Source organism: Salinivibrio proteolyticus, from assembly GCF_001996165.1.
Lineage (GTDB): Bacteria > Pseudomonadota > Gammaproteobacteria > Enterobacterales > Vibrionaceae > Salinivibrio > Salinivibrio proteolyticus.
The window spans coordinates 141075-165871 of record NZ_MUFP01000005.1; the positions used below are offsets into that span (position 1 = coordinate 141075).

Annotated in this window: 19 protein-coding genes; 13 read left to right on the top strand and 6 right to left on the bottom strand. The window is 50.8% G+C overall.

The features are described from left to right. Positions 1–23: 23 nt before the first annotated feature. Positions 24–485 carry a GNAT family N-acetyltransferase gene (locus BZJ19_RS04870; protein ID WP_069588500.1) on the bottom strand — a complete coding sequence of 154 codons (462 nt, stop codon included), beginning with the start codon at positions 483–485 and terminating at the stop codon, positions 24–26. Between the two features lie 287 nt (positions 486–772). Here BZJ19_RS04870 and rsuA point away from each other — a divergent pair, with 287 nt between their 5' ends. The 7 genes from rsuA (at position 773) to BZJ19_RS04905 (ending at position 9460) form a co-directional block, all read left to right on the top strand. Beyond that, positions 773–1468, top strand: coding sequence for a 16S rRNA pseudouridine(516) synthase RsuA (gene rsuA / locus BZJ19_RS04875; RefSeq protein ID WP_077674798.1), 696 nt, complete (start codon positions 773–775; stop codon positions 1466–1468). A 214-nt stretch (positions 1469–1682) separates the two neighbouring features. Continuing rightward, complete coding sequence (locus BZJ19_RS04880) at positions 1683–2960, top strand: Bcr/CflA family multidrug efflux MFS transporter (RefSeq protein ID WP_077674914.1); 1278 nt, start codon at positions 1683–1685, stop codon at positions 2958–2960. After that, positions 2957–3613 (top strand): DUF2913 family protein, encoded by a 657-nt coding sequence (locus BZJ19_RS04885; protein WP_077674799.1) that lies wholly within the window; start codon positions 2957–2959, stop codon positions 3611–3613. Before BZJ19_RS04880 ends, BZJ19_RS04885 begins: the two co-directional genes overlap by 4 nt. A gap of 85 nt (positions 3614–3698) precedes the next feature. After that, positions 3699–5075 (top strand): MATE family efflux transporter, encoded by a 1377-nt coding sequence (locus BZJ19_RS04890; protein WP_235608147.1) that lies wholly within the window; start codon positions 3699–3701, stop codon positions 5073–5075. A 149-nt stretch (positions 5076–5224) separates the two neighbouring features. Beyond that, positions 5225–5896 (top strand): ABC transporter ATP-binding protein, encoded by a 672-nt coding sequence (locus BZJ19_RS04895; RefSeq protein ID WP_077674801.1) that lies wholly within the window; start codon positions 5225–5227, stop codon positions 5894–5896. Then, positions 5877–8336 (top strand): ABC transporter permease, encoded by a 2460-nt coding sequence (locus BZJ19_RS04900; protein ID WP_077674802.1) that lies wholly within the window; start codon positions 5877–5879, stop codon positions 8334–8336. The genes BZJ19_RS04895 and BZJ19_RS04900 overlap by 20 nt, the downstream gene beginning before the upstream one ends. Before the next feature lie 17 nt (positions 8337–8353). Beyond that, positions 8354–9460 carry a lipocalin-like domain-containing protein gene (locus BZJ19_RS04905; RefSeq protein ID WP_077674803.1) on the top strand — a complete coding sequence of 369 codons (1107 nt, stop codon included), beginning with the start codon at positions 8354–8356 and terminating at the stop codon, positions 9458–9460. A 6-nt stretch (positions 9461–9466) separates the two neighbouring features. Here the strand turns inward: BZJ19_RS04905 and cra are convergent, their stop codons facing one another. Beyond that, positions 9467–10480, bottom strand: coding sequence for a catabolite repressor/activator (cra, locus tag BZJ19_RS04910; protein WP_077674804.1), 1014 nt, complete (start codon positions 10478–10480; stop codon positions 9467–9469). Between the two features lie 460 nt (positions 10481–10940). On the opposite strand from cra, the gene fruB reads away from it, so the two are divergent. From fruB to fruA, 3 genes are read left to right on the top strand one after another with little or no spacing between them, the layout of a single operon-like run. Continuing rightward, positions 10941–12113 carry a fused PTS fructose transporter subunit IIA/HPr protein gene (fruB, locus tag BZJ19_RS04915; protein WP_077674915.1) on the top strand — a complete coding sequence of 391 codons (1173 nt, stop codon included), beginning with the start codon at positions 10941–10943 and terminating at the stop codon, positions 12111–12113. Beyond that, positions 12110–13066, top strand: coding sequence for a 1-phosphofructokinase (pfkB, locus tag BZJ19_RS04920; protein ID WP_077674805.1), 957 nt, complete (start codon positions 12110–12112; stop codon positions 13064–13066). The genes fruB and pfkB overlap by 4 nt, the downstream gene beginning before the upstream one ends. Positions 13067–13091: 25 nt before the next feature. Further along, positions 13092–14825, top strand: a complete 1734-nt coding sequence (gene fruA / locus BZJ19_RS04925) for a PTS fructose transporter subunit IIBC (protein WP_077674806.1) — start codon at positions 13092–13094, stop codon at positions 14823–14825. 59 nt (positions 14826–14884) lie between these two features. Here the strand turns inward: fruA and BZJ19_RS04930 are convergent, their stop codons facing one another. The 3 genes from BZJ19_RS04930 to BZJ19_RS04940 form a co-directional block, all read right to left on the bottom strand. Further along, on the bottom strand, positions 14885–16330 hold the full coding sequence (locus tag BZJ19_RS04930) for a glyceraldehyde-3-phosphate dehydrogenase (RefSeq protein WP_077674916.1): 1446 nt from the start codon (positions 16328–16330) through the stop codon (positions 14885–14887). 392 nt (positions 16331–16722) lie between these two features. Beyond that, a complete protein-coding gene (locus BZJ19_RS04935) occupies positions 16723–17406 on the bottom strand; it encodes a DUF3334 family protein (RefSeq protein ID WP_069588523.1) in 684 nt (227 codons plus the stop codon). Between the two features lie 128 nt (positions 17407–17534). Beyond that, positions 17535–20930 carry a response regulator gene (locus BZJ19_RS04940; RefSeq protein WP_077674807.1) on the bottom strand — a complete coding sequence of 1132 codons (3396 nt, stop codon included), beginning with the start codon at positions 20928–20930 and terminating at the stop codon, positions 17535–17537. Between the two features lie 367 nt (positions 20931–21297). Between BZJ19_RS04940 and BZJ19_RS04945 the strand changes: the two genes are divergently transcribed. The 3 genes from BZJ19_RS04945 (at position 21298) to nagK (ending at position 23535) form a co-directional block, all read left to right on the top strand. Continuing rightward, a complete protein-coding gene (locus BZJ19_RS04945) occupies positions 21298–21642 on the top strand; it encodes a DUF3802 family protein (protein ID WP_069588527.1) in 345 nt (114 codons plus the stop codon). 134 nt (positions 21643–21776) lie between these two features. Beyond that, positions 21777–22523 carry a tRNA-uridine aminocarboxypropyltransferase gene (locus tag BZJ19_RS04950; protein ID WP_077674808.1) on the top strand — a complete coding sequence of 249 codons (747 nt, stop codon included), beginning with the start codon at positions 21777–21779 and terminating at the stop codon, positions 22521–22523. A gap of 106 nt (positions 22524–22629) precedes the next feature. Next, positions 22630–23535 carry an N-acetylglucosamine kinase gene (gene nagK, locus BZJ19_RS04955; RefSeq protein ID WP_077674809.1) on the top strand — a complete coding sequence of 302 codons (906 nt, stop codon included), beginning with the start codon at positions 22630–22632 and terminating at the stop codon, positions 23533–23535. Positions 23536–23619: 84 nt separating this feature from the next. Here nagK and BZJ19_RS04960 read toward each other — a convergent pair whose 3' ends face one another. Beyond that, a complete protein-coding gene (locus BZJ19_RS04960) occupies positions 23620–24699 on the bottom strand; it encodes a ketoacyl-ACP synthase III (protein WP_077674810.1) in 1080 nt (359 codons plus the stop codon). Positions 24700–24797: the final 98 nt, after the last annotated feature.

Sequence of the window (24797 nt, forward strand, 5' to 3'; positions counted from 1 at the left end):
CTTATGGAGAGAGGTACAGGACTTTACAGGCGCTTTGACATAATGCAGTGCTGACGGCGAGGTTGGTAATCAAATTGCTCATAAAACAAGCGGGCACCTTTGTTACCAATGTTGACCTCGAGGATCACCGCGACACAGTCATGCTGCTTGGCGGTTGCTTCAACTAAGGGGATCACTTGGGAACCGACACCTTGGCGCCGCCAGTTTTGTGCGATAAAAAACTGATCAATCACGCCCACACTGCCACCATTTTCAACGCTAAAGCTGTACACCAAGACCAAGTAGCCAATGGTCTCGCACTCGCCATTATGCTCAACATCAATCAGAAATACAGCCCCACGCTCTGGCTGTGAGAGTAGCGTTTTAAACGCCGTTTCTACAGGCTCGCGATCGAAGGGAAGCGCTTCATGCTCGTGCTGTGCCCGCGACATGGCGATTAGCGTTTCAAAAGCATTAGCGTCCGGCTGGCGAAGAGAAACAATCATAGTGTTACCTTATTTATCACTGATTAGTCGAGAGACGCCAGTATCATACCCAGTCATTGAATAGGCTCAATCGCCACAACGTGTTGCATTGGCACGATGTGACGGACTCGTCGTCTCGATAAAAAGCCTGCGTGAGGCCTTGCATCTAATTTGTGGATTGGCGATAGCATGAGACAAGTTTATGTCACGGCCGTTCAGTATGCAGGTCAATCCATTGAAACTTGATCTGTGTCTTACTGCCTATGTGACGTATAATCGCCGCAAATACAGGTGTAACGAGCAGTCACATGCGATTAGATAAGTTTTTATGTGAGACCTTAGGGGTGACGCGAAAGCAAGCCGCACGCGTTCTGAAAAGTGAAGTGATTACCGTCAACGGTGAGGTAATCAAATCTGGCGCCGTTAAAATCAGCGACGATGCTGAGGTTGAGTTTGAAGGCCAGCGACTGATGCTGTCCGGGCCGCGTTACTTTATGATGCACAAACCCGCGGGTGTGGTGTGTTCCCATGAAGATGCATTCAACCCCACGATATTTGTGCTTTTAGAAGAAGTGAATGCGGAAAAACTGCATATCGCTGGCCGATTAGACGCTGACACAACAGGCTTGTTGTTGTTAACCGACGATGGGCAGTGGTCACACCGTATCACTTCACCCAAGCATAAATGCGATAAAACCTATCGTGTATGGCTAGCGGATCCACTTGCCGATGATGTCGCCGCTCAGTTTGAGCAGGGTGTTATGTTACGCGGTGAAAAAGAAGAGACCTTACCAGCGACGCTCGAAAAAGTGGATGAGTGCGAGGTGCTGCTGACTATTCAAGAAGGGAAGTACCATCAGGTGAAGCGCATGTTTGCTGCGGTGGGTAACCGTGTTGAGGCATTGCACCGTGAGTCTGTTGGGCCGTTATGCTTGGACGAATCCCTTGAGCCGGGCGAATATCGTCCATTGACCGCTGATGAAGTGGCCATGTTTATCAAATAAAAGCACGCCTTAGGCATTCCGTTATCCGCACAGTGATGAAAAATGGGGTGTCTTTTTCAGGAGTCTGTCAGCCAGACTCCTTTATATTCCCGTCAATAATCGGTTTTTTGTTGCGAGATACATAACTCGCGCCCAGATTATACGTTGGGTACCGTTGCTTATTGCGCTATGCAATAACAACAAAAAGAAAGACATTCTTTCCCGCACAGAAACAATAAACTGTTACAATTCGATCTACCTCACGTTATTTCCTATTGCTCTGTCTTTCACGTTAAGGAGTGTTATGTCGCAATCATCGGCTGTCACGGCGTCACCGACACAACTCAGTTGGCTTTTGATTATCATTTTGGGCGCGATCGCGGCGCTGACACCTCTTGCCATCGATATGTACTTGCCTGCGATGCCAGCCATCGCTGGCGATTTGGGGGCACCCAATAGTGCAGTGAAGTCGACCCTAGTGGCATATACGGCCGGATTTGCGATTGGCCAGCTCTTTCACGGACCAATCTCCGACAGCTATGGACGCAAGCCGGTAATGCTTGGCGGGGTGATGCTGTTTTTTATCTGCGCTGTTGTTAGTGCGCTCGCCGAAGACATCAACGTGTTGATGCTGGCTCGCTCTACCCAAGGCTTTGCTGGAGCCGCAGCCGCAGTAATAATACAAGCCTTGGTGCGTGATATGTTCGAGCGTGAAGAGTTTGCACGCACCATGTCATTTATCACCTTGGTGATGACCATTGCACCGCTTGCTGCTCCCATGATTGGCGGCTATTTGCTGACGTGGTTCGATTGGCGTGCGATTTTTTGGGTATTGGCCGGCTGGGCGTGTTTTGTGATGGTCTGTATTGTGGTGAAAATTCCCGAGACCTTGCCCCAAAATCATCGTCCGCCGCTGCGTATCGGTGCTTCGCTGCGTAACTATGCGCGTATGCTGAAAACGCCGTTTGCGGTCGGTATGATCTTTTGCTCTGGCTTCTCTTTTGCTGGCATGTTCTCGTTTCTTACCGCCGGCTCGTTTGTCTATATCGACTATTACGGCGTCAGTGCCAAGGCATTTGGTTATCTGTTTGGCCTTAACATTGTTTGCTTGATCATCATGACCTTTTTGAATGGTCGGCTGGTGCGCAAAATGGGCTCTCACTGGATGTTGCGTTTTGGCTTGGCGATTCAGCTGGTTGCCGGTATCGCGATTGCAGTCTGTCAGTGGTTAGACCTTGGTCTTTGGGGAACCGTGATCCCCGTGATGACTTACGTCGGTGTGATTTCAACTATCGGCAGTAACAGCATGGCTTGTTTACTGTCTTGTTATCCCCAAATGGCCGGTACCGCATCGTCGCTAGCAGGGACGATGCGCTTTGGTATTGGCTCGTTAGTCGGGGCTGGGGTAGCGGTTGTCTCTGATGGCACGCCGTGGGGGATGATTGGCGCTATCGCGATTTGTGCGATACTCTCTGCCGCTTTCTATTGGTTACTCGCGCGAAAAGAACCATGAGTTACGTGACCCATATCCAGACGGTAGTGAATACCGCGTTTGCAGACATTGAAGCCGCCATTACGGCGCGAAAACTCGTTGATGCTCCCGCTGCTCGAGAAGCATTTTTAGGACGTTGGGTGGCACAAGCGGCCAAAAAACAGCGCTTCCATCACAGTGTGAAAGCCGATCTACAACGTTGGGTGCAGCGTGCCCGTAGTGCGGGCACCAAAGCGGCGTTAGAAGCGGAATTTCGTCAAATCCAATCGGTTTACCAAGCTTGGTTCCCGGTGAGTGCGCCGGCTAACGCCGTGATGCACGCCCAGCTATGTCAGCTAATCGATGCGGCAAAAGCGGCGCAGTGGGTGGTGCATACTGACGCTACCATTGACCGCAAAGTAAGAGTGATCTCTGACGGGCAGCATTCATTAGCAGTGTGTCCCGATGCGACTCAAGCGGCTTTTGACTCAGAGGGCGTACTGGTTAAGCCGTTAAGTGTGTACGTGCGTGGCCCAGAAAACACCTTTATTGGTTGGGCACATCAAGCAGGATTAGCACCGACGAAAGTGACTGCCTATAAGTCAATCGTGAAATACCATGCCGAGTATCTCATTTGGCCACAAAACCAAGCAGATAGTTTGATGGTGATGCCCGTACCGACAACCCCAAAATAATCGATATAAACCGCCAGTTGGCGGTTTTTTCTTCATATAAAGGCAAGTACACTAAGGCCATTCTCGTTGTTGCGTGGAGTCGCCTGTGTCTGCCTTGTCTCGTCCTTTCTTTGATGCTGTTTTTCTCAAGCGTTTACTGTTAATTGCGATTCCCATTGCGCTGCAAACCATGATGTTTTCCAGCCGCAGCTTGGTGGATATTTTAATGGTGGGACAGTTGAGCGAAGCCGATGTCGCGGCGATTGGCATCGCCGGGAAAGCGATGTTTGTCTCAACGTTATTGATTTTTGGCGCGATGACGGGTGGATCCATGCTGGTTGCCCAGTATTGGGGCGCAGGTAATATGCAGGGCTTTCGCGAGAAAATTGCACTCACGGTGACCTTGACCAATGCCACCGCCGCACTCAGTGCACTCATTTTTTGGCTCTACGCAGATTCGATTATTAGTGTTGCCAGTGATAACCCCACTGTGATTACGTTGGGAAAAGACTATTTGCAAATCGCGGGTCTGTCGCTTTTTTGTCTGGCGAGTGTGTCAGGGTTAGCTGCTGGTTTGCGTGCCATGCACAAGCCAGGGATCAGCACGTTTTTCAGTGGCGTGGGGATCAGCGTTAACATCCTCTTGAACTGGGTGTTTATTTTCGGTCACTGGGGGGCGCCTCAAATGGGCTCCAAGGGTGCCGCAGTCGCGACCGCATTGAGTGGCATTGTAGAAATGCTGGCTTTATACCTGTACTTGTACCAGCGCCAACATCTTGTTGCCTTTTCGCGCGCGGAATGGGTCTCGTCCCTGACACTGAACGCCGTCAAGCGCTTCTTGGCATTGTCCTTGCCCATCGCCTTTAACTTTTTAATGTGGTCGTCAGGATTGTTCGTCTATCACGCGATTATTGGACATGTGAATGAGGCCGGACTTGCCGCCATCGCGGTCATCACGCCGGTTGAATCCTTATCTTTGTCGTTTTTGATCGGCACGGCCAATGCCGCCGCCGTGTTGGTGGGGAATAATCTCGGTGCCAAGCAAACCGAGACTGCGTACCAACAAGCTTGGCAAGTGGGCCTGTTTAATTTTATTGCCGGCGTGTTTATTGCGCTGGTGATGTTAGCTATTCAACCTTGGGTGCTAGGTTTTTTCCCTGCCTTGACCGGAGAAACGGCGCAAATCACCGCATACTTCTACTGGGCAATGTGCGCGCTTATCGTGGTAAAAACCATTCCGATGGCAATGATCGTCGGGGTGTTGCGTGCGGGTGGTGACGTGCGTTACTGCTTAGGGCAAGATTTTGTTGCCCAGTGGTTGATCGGTATTCCTGTGGTGCTGGCAGCCGCGGTGGTGTTTGAGTGGCCGGTTTATTGGGTTTATGCCTTATTGGCGACCGAAGAGGTGGTAAAGTGGGTCGGCTCGCTCATCCGTGTTAAATCCGGTGTATGGCTGAACAATTTGGTTAGCGACAGCAATTGATTTTGTTATCAAATAATAATGGGAAGCTGCCCACAGTTTTTAGCCCTTTTCTCAGCGTGTTAATTGGGGTACATTGCGAATTCGTTCAGACAGTGTGACTTACTTCTCGTTTATCGCTGCTTTTAAGACGTTAAAGGGTACGGATTGGCATGTTAGCAATTAAGGCGCTGTGTAAGGGCTATCAGGATGGAAGTGATTTTCATCCCGTGCTGCAAGGTGCCGCTTTGTCTGTTTCTCCCACCCATCAATTGGCCTTGATGGGGGAAAGTGGGTCAGGCAAAAGCACGCTACTTAACCTGATTGCCGGCTTGGACAAAGCCGACAGCGGTGAAATCTGGTTTGATGATAAACCGCTTCATCAAATGAATGAGCGCGCGCGTACCCAATTTCGCCGCCAGAATATTGGCCTTATTTTTCAGCAGTTTAACCTACTGCCAACCCTGACCATTGCCGACAATATCCGCTTTTGCCGTCAACTTAAAGGCTTGAAAGACGATGCAGCGCTGTGGCGTCAGATTGTCTCCCAACTTGATTTGATGCCGTTGTTGAATCGTTACCCCGAGGAAGCCTCGGGGGGGCAACAACAGCGCACCGCGATTGCTCGCGCGTTATATATGGAACCCAAGCTACTATTGGCAGATGRACCAACAGGAAGCCTCGATGAACGTAATGCGGATGCCGTCATGCGGCTACTCACCACATTAACGCGTCAACAAGAAGCGGGCTTGTTGGTGGTTACGCACAGTGAAACTGTTGCCAATTACTTACAAGGTAGCGTCATGCTGCAAGGGGGCGTGCTCAGTGTTCGGGCCCGTCGCTAATGCGTTATGGGGGCATTATCGCCGCCATCCTTTTCAAATTTTACTCGTTTGGCTGGGGCTTACCTTAGGTGTCTCCTTGTTGGTGGGCGTATTATCAATCAACCAACACGCGCAAAAAAGCTACCGAGAAGGGGCCAAGCTATTTAGTAATCCCTATCCGTTTAGCATCCATCATACCCAACGCACCCAACGGGTACCGCAAGCCTTTTATATCGATTTACGTCGAGCAGGATTTACCCAATGTGTGCCGATAGAGCGCTTACAAGTTGTGACGCCGTCACTTGATGATCTCAACCTGATGGGCGTCGATACGATCGCGATGTTACCGATGCTCAGCAAAGGCGATGACGGCGAGGGCATTTCTCCGGTCGATGCGATGTCTCCACCTTATCCCGTTTACATTGGGGAAGCGATGGCGTCGCACAAGGGTTGGCAATCGGGACAAATGATCCCCTTGCTAGATTATCCGGCGATTGGTCCGTTGCGTATTGTCGATAACGATGCGCTTAGTATGGGCACCTACTTAGTAGCGGATATGGCGCTATTGCGTGCCTTGTCTCCTCATGCCGGCATTAGTGAAGTGTTATGTGGCACACTGAGTCAGGCCGAGCGCGAGCAGATCCGCCAATTATTACCCCCCGCTTTAACACTCGCGAAAACCCAAACCACCCAGTTAGGACCACTTACCAACGCATTTCACCTCAATTTATTGGCGATGGGATTGCTCGCGTTCGTGGTGGGGCTGTTTATTTTCTATCAAGCCATTTCTCTTTCAATGACGCAGCGTCAGCCACTGGTCGGCGGCTTACGCCAATTAGGCGTAGACGGTCGACAGTTGTCACTGGTGATGGCGATTGAGTTAGTCGGCTGGGTCGTCCTAGGTGTGATCAGCGGGAATGTGCTTGGGTTATTGCTTGCTAAACAACTGCTTCCTGCGGTCGCCACGACATTGTCTGACCTATATGGTGCCGAAGTTGACTTGATCATGCACTGGCAATGGCAGTGGGGGTTGTACAGTGTGTTGTTAGCCTTGCTAGGGGCTGCAATGGCATCGGCTTGGCCACTCATCCGCTTAATAAAAACGCCTTCGGGACGCCTATCGCAGCGGATGACCTTATTACGCGGGACACGCCGAGAGTTTTCGGTACAAGCGGTATTGGCGTTGTTGCTTGCGGTAGCTGCGTGGGGCGTGTCGTATTGGCCTAGCAGCCAGTGGCAAGGCTTTACGTTAATTGCGCTAACCATGCTAAGTGCTGCATTGGTCTTACCCTATTTGTGTGGCGGCTTATTTCATCTATTGGCGCAATGGCACCAAGGCGCACGTTGGCGTTGGTTTTTTACTGATGCGGCGGCCAGTTTAAGCTATCGCGGTGTGGCGGCAATGGCCTTTATGTTGGCGGTGTCGGCACATATTGGCATGGAAACCATGGTGGGCAGCTTTCGTGCTAGCACCGAAACATGGCTACAGCAGCGGCTGGCGGCGGATGTGTATGTTCGTCCTAGTAATGAGCTATTGCCCCGCATGGAATCTTGGCTGGTTAAGCAAGACAATGTCTCGCAGTTTTGGACAACGTATCGTCGTGAGCTCGATGCACCGCAAGGCCGACTTGAAGTCCTTTCGGTTGGAAATCGCCCTCTCGAGAAACAAGCACTAGCGATCAAGAACGCCCAACCGGATTATTGGTCGCAGCTCCATCAGCAACGAGCCGTATTACTCAGCGAATCGCTGGCCGCAAAATTCGGTGTGGAAGCGGGAGAAATGGTGAATTTACCTGCTCCGATGGGAGAGCGATGGCAAGTCGCGGGTGTCTATTATGATTACGGGAACCCCTACGGTCAGTTAGTGGTATCTGCGCGCGGTGACGTAGGACATTGGTTAACTGCTGGCAGGCCATCGATGGCGGTTGTCCTCGAGCAAGGCGTTGAAAGCGATCTATTTATTGCTCAGATTAGTCGGGCATTCTCACTCAGTAACAGCCAAGTTCAAAACCAAGCCGATATCATGCAGTACGCGATGCGCATTTTCGACCGTACGTTTACGGTCACCGAAAGTCTGTGTGTATTGATGCTGATTGTCGCCATCAGTGGTCTGTTTTTCTCTACGTTGGCCACCGAATTGTCTCGCCAGCGTCAGTACAGTTTGTTGCGTTGTCTAGGGTTGTCGGGGCGCGAGTTGATTGCGCTCGGAGGCGGGCAGTTAGTGATCCTCGGGGTTGCCAGTGCCTTCATAGCGATTCCATTGGGGTTACTGTTGGCGGGGATGCTAATCCATGTGGTTCTCAAAGCTTCCTTTGGTTGGACGATGACCATGAGCTTTTTCCCGATCACCTATGCCACCACTATCGGGCTATCAATGCTTGCATTAATGGTGGCTGGTGCTTGGCCCGTCTATCGCATGATGAAACGCACTGCAGCCGTCTCTTTGCGTGACGCGCAGTAACGGCAGGAGTTAGTGGGATGAAAGTAAGTCGCAAACTGTTTGGCTCCATGCTGGTGATGATGTTAGCCATCGCGCTGGGGAGTCTGATTTGGTGGGGGCGTCAGCCTGCGCCCCAAAGCAGCGCATCGACAGGCTTTGATGTGTTTGCTCAGCAGTCTGGTTTTCAAGCCGTGACCCCCGATTATCATCCCGAATATCCGAAAGATATGGCGGCCCATCCGGGCTTTGCCACTGAATGGTGGTATTTAACCGCCACACTTGAAGATAGCCAAGGCCAAGCCTACGGCGTGCAATGGACCCTGTTTCGCCGCGCGATTCGACCCGAGCAGGCGCTTGGCTGGGCTAGCTCACAACTCTATATGGCACATGTCGCGATAACACGCGCAGATCAGCAGTGGGAATCAGAACGGTTTGCCCGCGGAGGCATTGGTCAAGCCGGCGTGACGTTGTCACCATTTCAGGCGTGGCTGGATGATTGGCAATGGCAAGGTCAAGCCGATCCTTTTCCGGCGACAGTTGAAGCACAATTTGAGGCACAGAATACTGAGGTGGGCTTTGCTCTGCAGGTTGAAGACAGTGGTCTGAGAGTGAAGCAGGGCGAGCAGGGATATAGCATTCGTCATGAAAGTGCGCCGTCGGCCTCTTATTATTTCTCGGTGCCCCAATTACGCATTACAGGCTCCTTGACGCTCGACGGCAAGTCTTTTTCTGTTACAGGGAAAGGGTGGTTTGATAAAGAATGGTCGAGCGGTGCCATGGCCGACGACCAATCCGGATGGGATTGGTTTGGTTTGAATCTAGACGATGGGCGCGCGCTGATGGTGACTCAGATCCGCGGCCCAAAGCCCTTTGTATTTGGCTCTTTGACTTCGGCCGATGGCAAGGTGCGATCACTTGATAAACATGCAATACGCATGGTGCCGGTCAACCACGCCACACTTTCCGATAAACGTACACTGCCCGTGGGTTGGCAAATACGTGTTCCCGATGAAGGGATCAACGTGACCACGCAGCCTCTAAACCCAGATAGCTGGATGGCGTTAAGCATCCCATATTGGGAGGGACCCGTGCGTGTCGAAGGGAGCGTGAGCGGCCGTGGCTTTATGGAAGCCACGGGTTACTGATCATAATTAGTTTAAACCGACCCAAGCCTGAGTTTGATGCGGGCGCCAAATCGGTTGACGATCGACGGTGATCACACCGGGTTGGTTGTCGCCTTCGGCGGCTGAAATAGCGAGGCTTAACGCGGCATCGCTAATCGCATCAAATTGCTGTGGAAGCGACTGCACCCCAAAAGGTAAAAAGTCCAAGATGCGACTGTCCCCGAATGTGGCAAAGTATAAGGCGGTCGGCGCAATGCCTGTTTGCCGGATAGCATCCAATACGCCCTCACATAGGGTGAATGAGGTGGTAAGCAAGGCATCGGRTAAATCGCCAGCGTCTATCCATTCAGTCATTAACCGTTGACCTTCGCTGCGGCTAAAGGCGTTGCCATAGCGCACTTGTCCATCCACATTGCCGACCTCTAATGCGTTACGAAAGCCTTTTTCACGCTCTTGCGAGATGGCTAAAGAGGGCACTGCACCAATCAATCCTGCCTGATATACATCGCTAGGAGCAATAAGTGTCTCGGTTAATTGATACGCACCTTTGGCATCATCACTCAGTACATTGGCGAACTGGGTCGCGTCTAGTTGTCGGTCAATAGCCACCACAGGTGTGCCTTTTCGCTGCACATCAGGATAAAAAGCATTATCCGCTGGCAGACACGAGGCGACGATCAACGCATCAATCTTTCGAGAAATCAATGTAGTGGCAAGGGTTTGCTCGCGCTGAGGATCATCATCCGAGCCGGTGATAATCACTTGGTAGCCTTGATCATGGGCTTTGCGCTCTAGCAATTTGGCCAAGAGGGCATAACTGCTGTTGGCAAGATCAGGAACCACCAATCCGAGGGTGCGTGTTGTTCCTGCCCGTAGGGCGGTTGCGGCACGGTTGGGTTGATAGTTATGTTGGTCAACAACCGCCATCACCCGCTCCCGCGTCTTAGCGCTGATCCGATAACGATCGGCTTTTCCGTTAATCACGTAGCTGGCCGTGGTGCGTGACACGCCGGCAAGGCGTGCTATCTCATCGAGCTTCATAGAAAGGATCCAGTATCAGGCCAATCGTTATTGATGGCTTTGTGAATGCGATCAAAGTTTGCACACATCCGATCAAGATTATGTTTGCATTATAAGCTAAAACGATTCAGCCTTAAAGCTGAAAGGTTTCAGCTATTCTGTATGACACTACTTTTGTCACATATTTGCCAAAGATAGGACGGCAAAGAGTGAGACCGGATTCAATGTTGCGATAAATAGACCCAAAGACAACACCCTTGAGGTCTAACTGTAACCAAAAGCTGAAACGATTCAGCTTGGCGTGAGTTGAGTGATACGAACCATCTCGCGTCTTCAAGGATTGAACAGAATGTGGGTCGATGATACAGGCATCTGTCTGGCTCACCTTCTACGATTTACCATGCAGTTGCTGCGATGCGGTGATTGTAATGAGCCCAATATATTGCGTGCGCAAGGCGCACAAACGAAGAGGATTAACCTCATGCTCGCACTAACAGCACAAGATATCTATTTACAGCAGTCTGCTGCCTCGAAAGAAGAGGCGATCAAAGCTATGGCCACGCGACTGATTGACAAAGGATTGGTCGCGCCCGGTTACCAAGCGGGTATGTTGGCGCGAGAAGCGCAAACGAGCACCTATTTAGGCAATGGTATCGCGATCCCGCATGGCACCACAGACACCCGTGATCAAGTGAAACAAACGGGTGTGCAAGTGTGTCACTTCCCACAGGGCGTGGACTGGGGAGACGGTGAAACTGCCTACCTTGCCATCGGTATTGCGGCTAAGTCAGATGAGCACCTGACAATCCTACGCCAATTGACCCACGTGTTATCACAAGACGGCATTGAAGCGCAGTTGAAACGTATTGAGAGCGCAGACGCTATATTGGCACTCCTCAATGGCGATACGAAGGAAAGTAATCAGGGTTTTACGTTTACCTCAGATATGATTTTAAGTGGTTTCCCAGCGCGAGATATCACCACACTACAAGCTGCCGGCGCGGGACTTTTGAAAAATAAAGGATGCCTAGAAACCTCAGGAGTTGGTCATCTGATTGCCGCAGCGCCTGTCCATTTGGGTGAGGGGCATTGGGTGTTAGGCATTGCAAATGGCGTGTCTCACACTGGGGTGTCGCTTGTTATGCCTTCTGAGCCATTGAATATGGGTGAGCATGTCGTCCATGCTCTATGGTGTTTTGCGGCCAATAATGACGCGCATATAGCCCTGCTTGCCAAGCTGACCCAACTCAAAGCAGAGGGTAAATTGAACAGCCTTATCAACCAATCACCTGACGCGCTTGTGTCGGCGGTTATGCATTCGGATGCCGCTGACGTAGAGACTGTGCAGCCACCAGCACCAGCGGCGAATATTGAGGGTGAATCGGGACTATTTACCATTACCAATGCACATGGCCTGCATGCGCGACCCGGCGCCATGCTGGTGAACACCGCCAAAAAATTTAGCGCGGATATTCAAGTGGCCAATGCTTCCACCCAATCGACTGCCGTCAACGCGAAGAGCTTGATGAAAGTCATTGCTCTGGGAGTAAAACATGGCCATCAGCTTCAGTTTACCGCCCAAGGGAGTGATGCGCAGGAGGCGATAGCTGCCTTGGGTGAAGCCATTCGTCAAGGCTTAGGAGAACACGCATGAGTGCAATCTTAACCGTGACCTTTAATCCTGCTCTCGATATGACGGGGGCGCTTGGTATCTTGCAAGCTGGCGATGTCAACCTAGTGCAAAAGTACAACCTACATCCTGCAGGGAAAGGGGTGAACGTGGCGCGGGTGTTGGCTGATTTGGGCGCTCAAGTGACGGTATCTGGCTTTTTGGGTGAGGAAAATCAAGACCCTTTTGCGCACTTATTTGTTGAGCATGGCATTTGCGATCACTTTTTGCGCGTACCGGGTGTGAGTCGAACAAATGTCAAACTGGTAGAAAAAGACGGTCGCGTCACGGATCTCAACTTCCCGGGAATGGCAGTGGAAGGGCGCGATATTGAGGCGCTTACGCATACCTTATTGGAATTAGCTGATGGGCATGACTGGATTGTACTGGCAGGTAGCTTACCGCCAGGCGTCAATGCTGATCAGCTCAGTGACTGGGTTCAGGCTCTCACCGAGGCCGGTAAGCAGGTGATTGTAGATACTAGTCAGCATGCTCTGCGTGCTGCGGTGTCCGCCAAGCCTTGGCTTGTGAAACCCAATGAAGCTGAGCTTGCTCAGTGCTTAAACGCGCCAATCAGTAATGAACTCGATACCTTGTTAGCGCGTGGTGAACAGCTATTCCAACAAGGGATTGCCAATGTGGTGATTTCTCGTGGTGTAGATGGTGTGCTGTGGCGCAACCATCAAGGTTGGCTGCAGGCCGTCGCACCTGCGCAAGAGGTCGTAAGTACCGTTGGGGCGGGAGATTCACTGGTTGCTGGTTTGGTATGGGGATGCCAAGCCGGTGAAGAAAAAGCGACGGTACTTCGTCGAGCGGTCGCGCTATCTGCACTGGCGGTCACCCAAGTGGGTGTCGGTGTCTCTGATATCGACCGTGTTTATCAAATGATAGAAAAAATTAGCGTGTCACCGGTCACTGTGTCCGCACACGCCGAATAAACAATCCAAGAGTGGGGTAAAAGGTATGAAACTGGTCATTGTGACGGCGTGCCCAAGTGGCGTCGCGAACACAGTTATCGCAGCAGGATTGCTTGAAAAAGCAGTCGGTGAGCGAGGCTGGCAAGCAACCATCGAATGTCAATCAAGCATTAAGTCGTCAACACCGGTCTCGTCTGAGGCGATTGCCAACGCGGAGCGTATTCTGCTCGTCGGTTCACCGGCGCAGACGGCACGTTTTAACGGTAAGCCGGTTTATCAGGCATCATTAAGTGATGTGATGGACAATGCGCAAGCGGTTCTTGATGCGGTGGCATCTCACGCTGAGGTTTATCAAGCGTCAGAGGAGCCTGAGGCGGACCAATCCATGCGTATTGTCGGCATCACTGCATGTCCGACCGGGGTTGCGCATACGTTTATGGCGGCTGAGGCGATTGAAGAAGCAGCCAAAGCGAAAGGCTACAGCGTTAAAATTGAAACGCGGGGCTCGGTGGGGGCAAAAAATTCGCTGACCGATCAAGAAATCGCTGATGCGGATGTGGTGTTTATTGCCGCAGACATTGAGGTTGATTTAAGTCGCTTTGATGGTAAGCGATTATATCGAACCAGCACAGGCGTCGCGTTGAAAAAAGCTGCTCAAAGCCTTGATGATGCGGTCGCCAATGCTGAGGTCTACCACGCCGCTAAAAAGCACACCAACGGACAAGCGACTGCTAGCCAAGGTGAGCGGACGGGGGTGTATAAACACTTGATGACTGGGGTGTCGCACATGTTGCCACTCGTGGTCGCGGGCGGTTTGGCCATTGCACTGTCATTTGTGTTCGGCATTGAAGCATTTAAAGAAGAAGGCACATTGGCTGCCGCATTAATGCAAATTGGCGGTGGCAGTGCGTTTGCCCTGATGGTGCCTGTCCTCGCCGGTTTTATTGCCTTTTCTATCGCGGATCGTCCCGGTCTTGCTCCCGGCCTTATTGGCGGTATGCTCGCAGCCTCAACAGGCGCAGGGTTTCTTGGCGGGATTCTGGCGGGCTTTATTGCCGGTTACAGTGCCAAGTTTGTTGCTGATAAAGTGCAACTGCCTGCAACCATGGAAGCCCTCAAGCCCATTTTAGTGATCCCATTGGTGGCAAGCTTATTCACGGGCTTGGTCATGATCTATGTGGTGGGTGGCCCTGTTTCGGTGGCGATGGATAGCTTAACCACCTTCTTGCAAGGAATGAACTCAACCAACGCAGTGATCTTGGGTGTACTGCTGGGTGCGATGATGTGCTTCGACTTGGGTGGTCCAGTGAACAAAGCCGCATACACCTTTGGTGTGGGTTTGATCGACAGTGGCACCTACATGCCAATGGCAGCGATCATGGCCGCAGGTATGGTGCCGGCGCTGGGTATGGGACTGGCAACATTTCTGGCGAAACGTAAGTTTAACGATGCTGAGCAAGAAGCGGGTAAAGCCTCGTTTGTGCTGGGGCTGTGCTTTATCTCTGAGGGGGCGATCCCTTTTGCGGCCAAAGACCCAATGCGAGTCATTCCGTCGTGTATTGCAGGGGGCGCGCTGACTGGTGCAATTTCGATGCTGATTGGCGCAAAATTAATGGCGCCTCATGGTGGATTATTTGTACTGCTTATTCCCAATGCAATCACCCCCGTGTTTATGTACTTGGCTGCCATTGCCGCGGGTACGTTAGTCACAGGGATTGTTTACGCGTTGATCAAACCTGTCAGTCAGCCATCGCCGCTGACGGCGGCAAAGCAGTCATAGTTTTCTCTCTGCTTAGCAAAAAAAGGCCCATTCGGGCCTTTTTTATGCTCTACACCTGATTACAGGCTTGCGGGCTCTGGGACCAATGGATAGCGAACGCCCATCATTTTCTCCATGCAATGAACCACTTGGCAGCTATAGCCAAATTCATTGTCGTACCAGATATACAGGACGCAACGGTTTCCATCCGCGATAGTTGCTTGGCTATCAACCACACCCGCAAAGCGAGAACCGATCAGATCGCTAGAAACCAGCTCAGTAGATTGGGTAAAGTCGATTTGGCCGGATAGCGGCGAATACAAGGCAACATCTTGAAGGTAAGCATTGATCTCATCTTTGCTTGTTGCGTTATCCAAATTCAAATTGGCAATTGCCATCGAAACGTTTGGAGTAGGAACGCGTACAGAATTCCCCGTGAGCTTACCTTTTAACGCAGGCAACGCTTTCGCGACCGCACTGGCGGCACCGGTCGAGGTGAGCACCATATTCAAGGATGCTGAGCGACCACGGCGATCCCCTTTGTGATAGTTATCAATCAGGTTTTGATCGTTGGTGAATGAGTGCACCGTCTCGATATGGCCGCCATCAATGCCAAATTTGTCGTGCATGGCTTTAAGCACTGGCGTGATCGCATTGGTGGTACAGCTGGCCGCTGAGATAACCTTATCATCGTCGTGGATAACGTTATCGTTGACGCCGAATACCACGTTTTTGATATCGCCTTTGCCCGGTGCGGTGAGCAAGACCTTTTGGGCGCCCTTGCTTTTCAGGTGTTGGCTCAACCCTTCTTCGTCGCGCCACATTCCCGTGTTGTCGACCACTAATGCATTGTGAATACCATATTGGGTATAGTCCACGTCCGCTGGGCTGTTGGCGTAGATCACCTGAATAAAGTTGCCATTTGCGATTAACGCACTGCGGTCTTCATCAACGGTGATACTGCCGTTGAATGGGCCATGAACCGAGTCACGACGTAATAAACTGGCACGTTTTTCTAGATCGCCTTCGCGTCCACCACGCACAACAATAGCGCGTAAACGTAATGGATAGCCGGGACCGCTTTTCTCCACTAACAGTCGTGCTAACAAACGACCAATGCGGCCAAAGCCATATAAAACGACATCTTTAGGCTCAACACTGTTGCCCGTTCCCACTAAATGGCCCAATTGACTGTGGAGAAAATCAGCGATGCCGTCTTGGTTGTCATGAGATTGCCAGTACGTCCAAGCCAGTTGGCCGACATCGATTTTACTTGGCGCGAGATCCATTTCCGCCATCACTTCAATCAAAGGCAAGGTTTGACTGGGTGCTAAGGTGCCTCCGGTGTAACGGCGGGCGACTCGGTGTGCTTTGATAATATCAATGGTACTGGCGTTGATCAGTTGACGGCCAAACAGTTGGATTTCGACCCCTTTTTGGCGATAAAGCTGGCTGAGCAGCGGATACATGGTTTCAGAGTGGTTTTGGCTAGTTTGCCAATCGAGTAGGTAGTGTTCTGGACTCATGAATCGACCTTTTTTCACGAATGATAATGGAGTGGGCAGGGTGCCCATTAGGGTTTTGACTGATCTTTTGCCAGCCTTATGATTTTGTGGCGCAGTCTATACGATGCAGAATTATTCACCTACTAAAAATAACTGACGTATTAAATGAGGTAAACGATTAAAAAATGGCGAGATTTTGATTGAGATTCATTCTTTCTGTGTGACGTTAATCAAGCTAAGATTGCGATAGGATGCAAAAAGAAAGTTAATAAATTGAGGTTGCGCAATAAGAGGCGCATTTATTTTATTAAGTAAAATTAGTTGCAGGTTTTACAAGGCGAGWGTGAGTCTCCCCCAACCACTAACTATGGCGACGTTAATGGTTGGGGTGCCCAAGGTTCAAAGGGGAGCGATTAGATCCCTAATTCGTCGAGTAGGTCGTTATTACCGCCACCCGTCCCTTTTTTCTCGGTAGGTTTCTTCTCAAGTTGACGGACGGTTTCTTCTTCGAGAATCGCGTCTGGATTGACCTCTTCACCTTCTTCAAAGTCTTGTAACTGGATGAATTCAGTCCGCTCCATCGCCAGCTCTAGGTAGAAAATGTGGTTGTTTTCGGTGGTAAAGCTCACACGGCGCGCTTGTGGCTTATCAATGTTGCTGTCCACGGATACCGTGAGGTTTTTATTCACCGCCATCATCTTCGGCTGATTCTGAGTGATAGAGGTTTGAATCGAGCGTTTAATTTTCCCTGTGAAGTCACCAATGATTTGGTTCATCAACTCGCCAAGTACGTCACCGACTTCATCGGATGTGTGCAAACTCGCAAGTTCTTCGGCAGGGATCCCCATGTGTTGCATATAGTTGTTGTAGATCTCCATTGCCGCAGCAGAGGAGAAGTTGATGACGACAAGGCCAGAGAAGCCGCCATCAAATAAAACAAAGCAGCCTAAATCAGGCTTTAAACTGGTTTTGGCAATTTTTTGTACCATCGCGGCGTGATGAACTGGCGAATTGGTGGCCTTGGTCAACACAGCGGTGGCTGACTGACAAAGCTTAAGTAATATGTCCTCGGAGGTGACGACCTTGGTTTTTCTCATTATTCACTACCGTAGTTGTTTAACTGTCTCTTACTCAGTGTGGCACTGGATTGCGCAATTTGTACACTGGTTTTACCGATATCCGGATATGGGATCACGTTATCCCTCGTCATCCGCCGCTGATACCGCTATTCCGACCCGTCCAGAATTTGCGCGATAGCTGCCTCGAGGCGAGGTAGTGCTTGGTGGAGTTGGCGAAGCGCTGTATCCAATCCAGCGTTATCGTGTGCGGCCGCCGCTTTTTCTGCCGCTAGGCAATAGTGATACGTTTCTTGCGCCCCGATACTGCCTGCCGCGGATTTTTGTTTGTGCGCGGCGTCTTTTAATGCTGCCCAGTCGTGAAACGGTGGTGTGTGTTGTGCAAGCTCATGTAGGCAGGGCAGGCTGCGTGTTTTAAAAACGCCGATGATGTCTTGGTAAGCATCCTGTTGCCCAGCATACAGTCGCGTGATCACGCTGGCGTCTAGGACGAGATGCTCGGCTGTCTGTTCCGCCTCGGGCGTGGTGTGCATATCGTCTGAGACAGGGACGCCTGAGGTGAAAGCGGCAAGCGCATTGTCGTCGTTCAACCACTTTTGTAAGGTCTCATGGAGTGCGTCGAGCTCAATGGGTTTGGTGATGTAATCGTCCATCCCAGCTTGAAAACAGCGGGTGTCTTCACCGCTCAGGGCGTTGGCGGTAATGGCTATGATTGGAATGCGTTGACCGCCTTGCTGTCGGTTTCTTAGTGCCGCGGTGAGATCGTAACCATCCATTTTGGGCNCGTTCAACCACTTTTGTAAGGTCTCATGGAGTGCGTCGAGCTCAATGGGTTTGGTGATGTAATCGTCCATCCCAGCTTGAAAACAGCGGGTGTCTTCACCGCTCAGGGCGTTGGCGGTAATGGCTATGATTGGAATGCGTTGACCGCCTTGCTGTCGTTTTCTTAGTGCCGCGGTGAGATCGTAACCATCCATTTTGGGCATGTGGCAATCGGTGAGCACTAAATCCACCTCATGCTGTTGGTAAACACTGAGGGCATGTTCACCATCTTCTGCCATCAGCACATCGAATCCGAGATAACTAAGTTGCTGGACCAGCACTTGCTGGTTAGTGGGGTTATCTTCGACGACTAAAATTCGACCCCGTCCGGTTTTGAGTGGGGCTGACAGTGATAGCTCGTCACTGTATTCGCCGAGCATACTGACATCGGGGCTTTCTAGCCCTAAGCAGACACGAAGAGCGTGCACCAGTCGACGATAGGTCAATGGTGAGGCGAACAGTTCTACCACACGCTTATCTTGGTGACGAGCCAAGGAGAGGGTATGTCGCAGTGCAATCACATGGGCGAAAGTATACTGATGAAGTTGGCTATCATTTAATACCGTTTCTGGGTCTTGAGTGATAATAACGAAGTGGGTGTTATCCGTTTGAGTTGAGCTGGGATGCGCATCAAGCTGTGTGAGCGTTTTATTGTGTGTCACTCGGTGTTTGATACCTAAGTGTTTTAAATAAGCGGTAATGGCGGTGCGTAACGCTCCGGCGGGTAAATCAATAAAGACCCACAGTGGCGCGCTCGATTCTGTGGTAATGGCGGGTTTAGTCTTTTCTGACAGTGGATTGAGCGTGTACTCAAGCTCGACACGGAACTGTGTGCCTTTCCCTTCCTCACTGTGCACGCGGATCACGCCGCCGAGCAGGTCAACAATATTCTTGCAAATCGCCAGTCCGAGACCGGAACCCCCATACTCGCGAGTGGTGGATGACTCAGCCTGATTAAATGGCTGAAAAATGGTTTCGAGCTTCTCTTGGCTAATACCAATTCCATTATCGGTGATTTCGATATCAAGCTTGGTTTTATCCAGCGAAGAGGCAGGCTGAGGCATGATCCAGACATCGACTTTCCCGGTCTGGGTCGACTTTCCGCCGGAAAACTTCACCGCATTACCAACCAAGTTATACAGCACTTGTTTAAGGCGGTTGGGATCCCCAATCAGCTGATCAGAAAGCCGCGGATCGATAAATAGTGACAGTGTCACGTTCCGCTTGTTGGCATGGTGGCTCACCGTTTCCATGACTTGCTCGACCGTCTCCGAGAGCGAAAAGGTGACGCGTTCAAACTGGAGCTTGCCCGCCTCCGTGCGAGAAAAATCAAGAATATCGTTAATAATCGACAACAGCGATAATGCCGATTCTCGCACTGTTGCAATCAGACTGTGTTGCGACGGTGAGAGCGGTGAGCGGCGTAACATATCAATCATACCGATGACGCCATTCATTGGCGTACGAATTTCATGGCTCATGGTGGCGAGAAATTGAGCCTTCGCGCGCGAGGCACTTTCTGCGCGCTCTTTTTCTCGCATCAGCTGTTCTCGTGCTTGGTTGCGAGAGATGATATGCGCACGGAATATCACTAAACCATGCGCGATTTTACCAACCTCATCGGTGCGTTCTTGGTAGTCACTGAGCGGGGGCGTCATATCGCCTTTCACCAAGCTTTGCATGGTATCGGCCAGGTTGACGATAGGTTGTGTGAATGTGCGGTAGATATACACATACATGGCACCGCTCACAAACAAAATAAATAGCAGCAAATAACCAAGATTAAGCTGATTGGAATGAAGAATATCTTGCAAATCAACCATTGAGCTGCTGACAACCATACCCGTTTCGCGTGCAAAGCCGGAAAGCGCATTTTCTAGCGCTTGATATTCCTGATCACTGAGCGTTCGCACCGCCTTCATAGCTTCTATTTTGGCGCGAGGTTGATAGTTATTGAAAATGGCAATGCCACTGCGCTTCAGGCTGGTAAAGTGCTGAGAAATTAATTCCAGTTTGTTCAGAGACAAGGGATCATTGAGCTCGAACTTCGCCAGTGATAGGTAGCGCTCGAATGTTGCCATGTCGTCAGTGAAGTCGCGACGACTGGTTTCTTGGCCATCGAGGTATTGATTGAGCTCGGTGAGCATGTCGCCGTTTTCATCCACGAGCTCATCAAGGTATTGTAAAATCGCGACGTTGTCGGGTTGCGTTAGCTCTTGAGCGGCTTTTAATTCGGCGACGAGGCTATCGATCGGGCGGACCACATCAATCGATAAACGTAATACTTGCTTGCGAGCCCATTGCTCAGCAACGGGGTCAAACTCGGTTAGTACTTTCTGATGAGCTTTACGTTGAAATCTTTCATACAGATGACGAATTTCCGCAAGCCGCTGGTGGCCACTTGGTTTGATCCGTGCCAGCTTGTCTAGTTGGTTCTCGAATTCTTGTTGGTTTTCAAGAAACACGGCCAATGATTCATGACGCCCCATGACATATTTGAGCATGCTGGCATTCATTTCACCCGCCGCCCGCAGTAAGGTCATGGTAATAATGGCACTGGGGATTTCTTGGTTCGTGGCTTGCTCAACATCCCGATTAACGCGCTCTTGCATCACGTAACTGGATACAGAGAGGCCGAGCACCATCAGGGTGATAAAGGTCATGATCAGCCCGATTTTGCTGACAATACTTTTGCTAAATGGGCGGGCACGGTTAGCTGTCATGCGTGTTTCCTACATCCTTGTGCGTGAATAGCGACGGGATCATCCCGGCTTGTTGCCATTGAGGCCTCTGCATCTTTGCCTACCCCCAGCTATACTGCTGGTAGTTGCACTGGCGTTCAGTCCTTTGTATGAGCTTGTGCCTCAACACGGATTGTGGTTGTATGCTTGCCTAGCTCACGAATTTGACGACGTGTCGGTTCGACGTGGTCGCATGGCGTGCTATACACAATGCTATCTTATAGTATACATAGCGTTAAGCGGTGTACGAAGAAGCGTGACTAGCTTTCTAATTTCGTGCGCAAAAGGCGCATACACTTGACGATCGCGATACAATAGCGACATTAGAACAGTCTAAGGACAAGTAATCATGGTAGTAGACTCAGACGGGTATCAAGCACTGATCGAGCATTTTGCGTTTAATCTCTCTGTGTTTGAGCAACCGGGCGAAGCCATTGGCGATGATACGATTGCCGATATCGTCCATGATTTGGTCGCATCCAATATTATGACTATATGCGAGCAGAATCCGGGCCTTTCGTCAGCGTTGCGCTTTACCATCCTGAAAGAAGCTGACCGTGTGGTAGAAGACATGGAAGAAGTACTCGCGGGACGCTGGGAGCAACCTGTTACGGCAGAACAAGTGGGCTTTTTGGAAGAGTACATTGCACTCGTCAAAAATTTGTTTGATGGCGCTATGGTTGAACTGCGCTAAACAAAAGATCACTACATGCCACAGAGCTCAGTGTTGACTGGGCTCTTTTCCTGTCAGCACAACCTGTTTCCGCACTGCATCTCATTTTACTTTGCGTATAATAGGCGCCTTTATCGTTATTGCCTGCTTGCCTTATGTCTGACGCAACTCCTTCCCATGCCATTCACCGCTTATACGAGAGGCGTCTTGCTCGCGCCACACGACCTTATCTTGCCCGAGGTGCAGGTGTTGAACGTTGTACCCAATGCATGTTGGTTCGCCGCTATTGTGTGTGTGAATACCGTCGCCAGTGTGAGACTAACGCCGCGTTTATGTTGATCATGTACGATGACGAAGTTCTCAAGCCGAGTAACACGGGGCGACTCATTGCTGACTGTATCCCTGATACCTCGGCGTATATTTGGTCGCGTACTGAGCCAGATCCTGAGATGCTGACGCGATTAGCCGATCCCGCTTACCAGCCTTATATTGTGTTTCCTGCCCAATATGCTGAGCCGTCTCGCGTTGTTTCTTCCCCAAAGCCTCATCCCAGCGGTAAACGTCCGTTATTTGTGATCATTGATGGCACATGGCGAGAAGCGAAGAAAATCTTTAGAAAAAGCCCTTGGCTTGATCGTTTTCCGGTTTTGAGTATTCAACCTGAGGCATTATCACGCTATCAAGTCCGTGACGCACACGGAGAGAACCAATTAGCGACCGCAGAAGTGGCAGCGCACGTACTCGAAAACGCGGGTGACCGCCGAGCCGCGGTGCATTTAAGCCAGTGGTTTGATGTCTTTCGCGAACGTTATATTGCTGGGAAACGACAAAAAACCTTACCTGAGGGAGATGCGTTAACCCAGTTTATGGCGATGCGTGACCAAACATCTTACGCGGGATAAAATATCTTGTTCTAAAGTAACGAAATATGTTGCGGCTCACGGACATTTATGACCGTTTGCTGAATAATAATTTGTATAAATAACGACACACAAAGGTGGCTGGGCCATGTATTACGGCTTTGATGTGGGCGGAACCAAAATTGAATTTGGCGCCTTCGATAAACAACTCAATCGTGTAGCAACCGAACGTTATGCGACACCGACTAAGGATTACGCAGCCCTGATTGATACCCTCGCCATGTTGGTCGAAAAATACGACGCGAAGTTCGGCGAAAAGGGGACGGTGGGGATTGGCATTCCCGGCTCAGAAGCGGCAGACGGCACAGTTTTAACCGTGAATGTGCCTGCAGCAAACGGTATGCACTTGCGTGCGGATTTAGAAGCGCGCGTCGGTCGTGAGGTGCGGGTGAGTAATGACGCCAATTGCTTCGCGCTATCGGAAGCTTGGGATGAGCAAGCCAAAGAAGCGAAAACCGTGCTTGGTTTGATTCTGGGTACCGGGTTTGGCGGTGGCTTGGTGATCAACGGTAAGGTGATCAACGGTAAAAACCAAATGGCCGGTGAAGTAGGTCATATGCGGATGCCTATTGATGCATGGCTACGCTTGGGGGATAAACCACCCATGTTTGCCTGTGGGTGTGGTAATCAAGGTTGTCTCGATAACTACTTGTCAGGACGCGGGTTTGAACAACTTTATGCCCATTATTACTCGCCGCTATCTGCAGTTGAGATCATCGAGCAATACCGGCTAGGTGAAACGAAGGCCGTTGCGTTTGTTGACCGCTTTTTTGATGTGTTGGCGATGTGCTTTGGTGGGTTATTAACCGCGTTTGATCCCGATATGGTGGTACTGGGCGGTGGTTTGTCCAACTTTGATGAAATTTATCATGAGTTGCCCAAACGTCTTCCTCATCACCTTTTGTCCGCGGCAAAACCACCGATGCTGATGAAAGCACAGCACGGTGATTCTGGTGGTGTACGCGGTGCGGCGTTTTTGCATCTCGCTCAGTAAGCAACGCCTGATAAAATACACAGCAAAAAGCCGACTTGATTGTCGGCTTTTTTTCAGCATGTGCGTATGTACCAAGCGTTAGGGCTAGGCTTGGCGGTTTTGACATTGATCAACCGCGTAGGCAAGTAGCTCAAGTGCGGTTTTATCTGTGGCGGGTAATTCTACATCCGATTGTTGCAGTGGCGTGGTGCGTTCACCCCAACGAATCAATCCCGCTCCCCAAGTTAAACCAGCCCCAAACGCGGCGGTTAACAATTGGCTATGGGGTTTAACCACACCTTGCTCTACCGCTTCGCAAAGTGCGATAGGGATGGTTGCTGCCGAGGTGTTGCCATAGTGCTGAATATTCACAAATGCTTTATCTAGGCTAATGCCGGCGTGGTCACAAAGCGCTTCAATAATGCGTTTATTGGCTTGGTGAGGAACCACCACGTCAATTTGCTCAGCGCTGAGCTGGTTACGCGACAATACTTGATTCGCGGCAGCCCCCATTCCTTTTACGGCACGTTTAAAAATGTCGCGGCCGATAAAGTCAAACGCGAAGTGACCATTTTGCGGGTCAAATCTGTCCATCGCGGTACCAAAAGCAGGGATCGCTAATACATCGCGTCCTGCTGAGTCGCATCCGAGCTGAGCGTCGAGAAGACCGACTTCTTGATCGGTTTGACTAATAACCACCGCGCCAGCGCCATCACCGAATAACACCGCAGTATCACGTTTGCTCCAGTCGAGGTACCACGTTAAGTGTTCTGCCCCGATGATCAGCGCATGCTGATAATGGCCGGCTTGAAGCATCTTGGTTGCGGTTTCTAGGCCATAGAGAAAGCCGGTGCAGGCCGCATTCATATCAAATGCCGCCGCGCGCACCGCACCAAGATTACCTTGGACTTTGGAGGCAATGTTAGGAATTAAGGTATCCGGTGAGCAGGTCGCAACAATCAGCAGATCAAGCTGTGCTGCCTCAATCCCTGCGGCGGCCAGCGCACGTTGAGCGGCCACGGTAGCAAGATCTGAGGTTTCAACATGACTGACTCGGCGTGACTCAATACCGGTGCGTGAGCGGATCCACTCATCGTTTGTTTCAATAATCGTGCTGAGGTCATCATTGGTCAGCACGGCCGGAGGAAGACATTTTCCCCAGCCTGTAATTTCTGCAAATGCCATAGTTAGTTACGGTTAATGAAGCGTCGCAACAGTGTAAACCTGAAACTCTATTGAAACAATTTCGGGGTGAGAGTAGAGGAGAAAAACACTACCTAGCG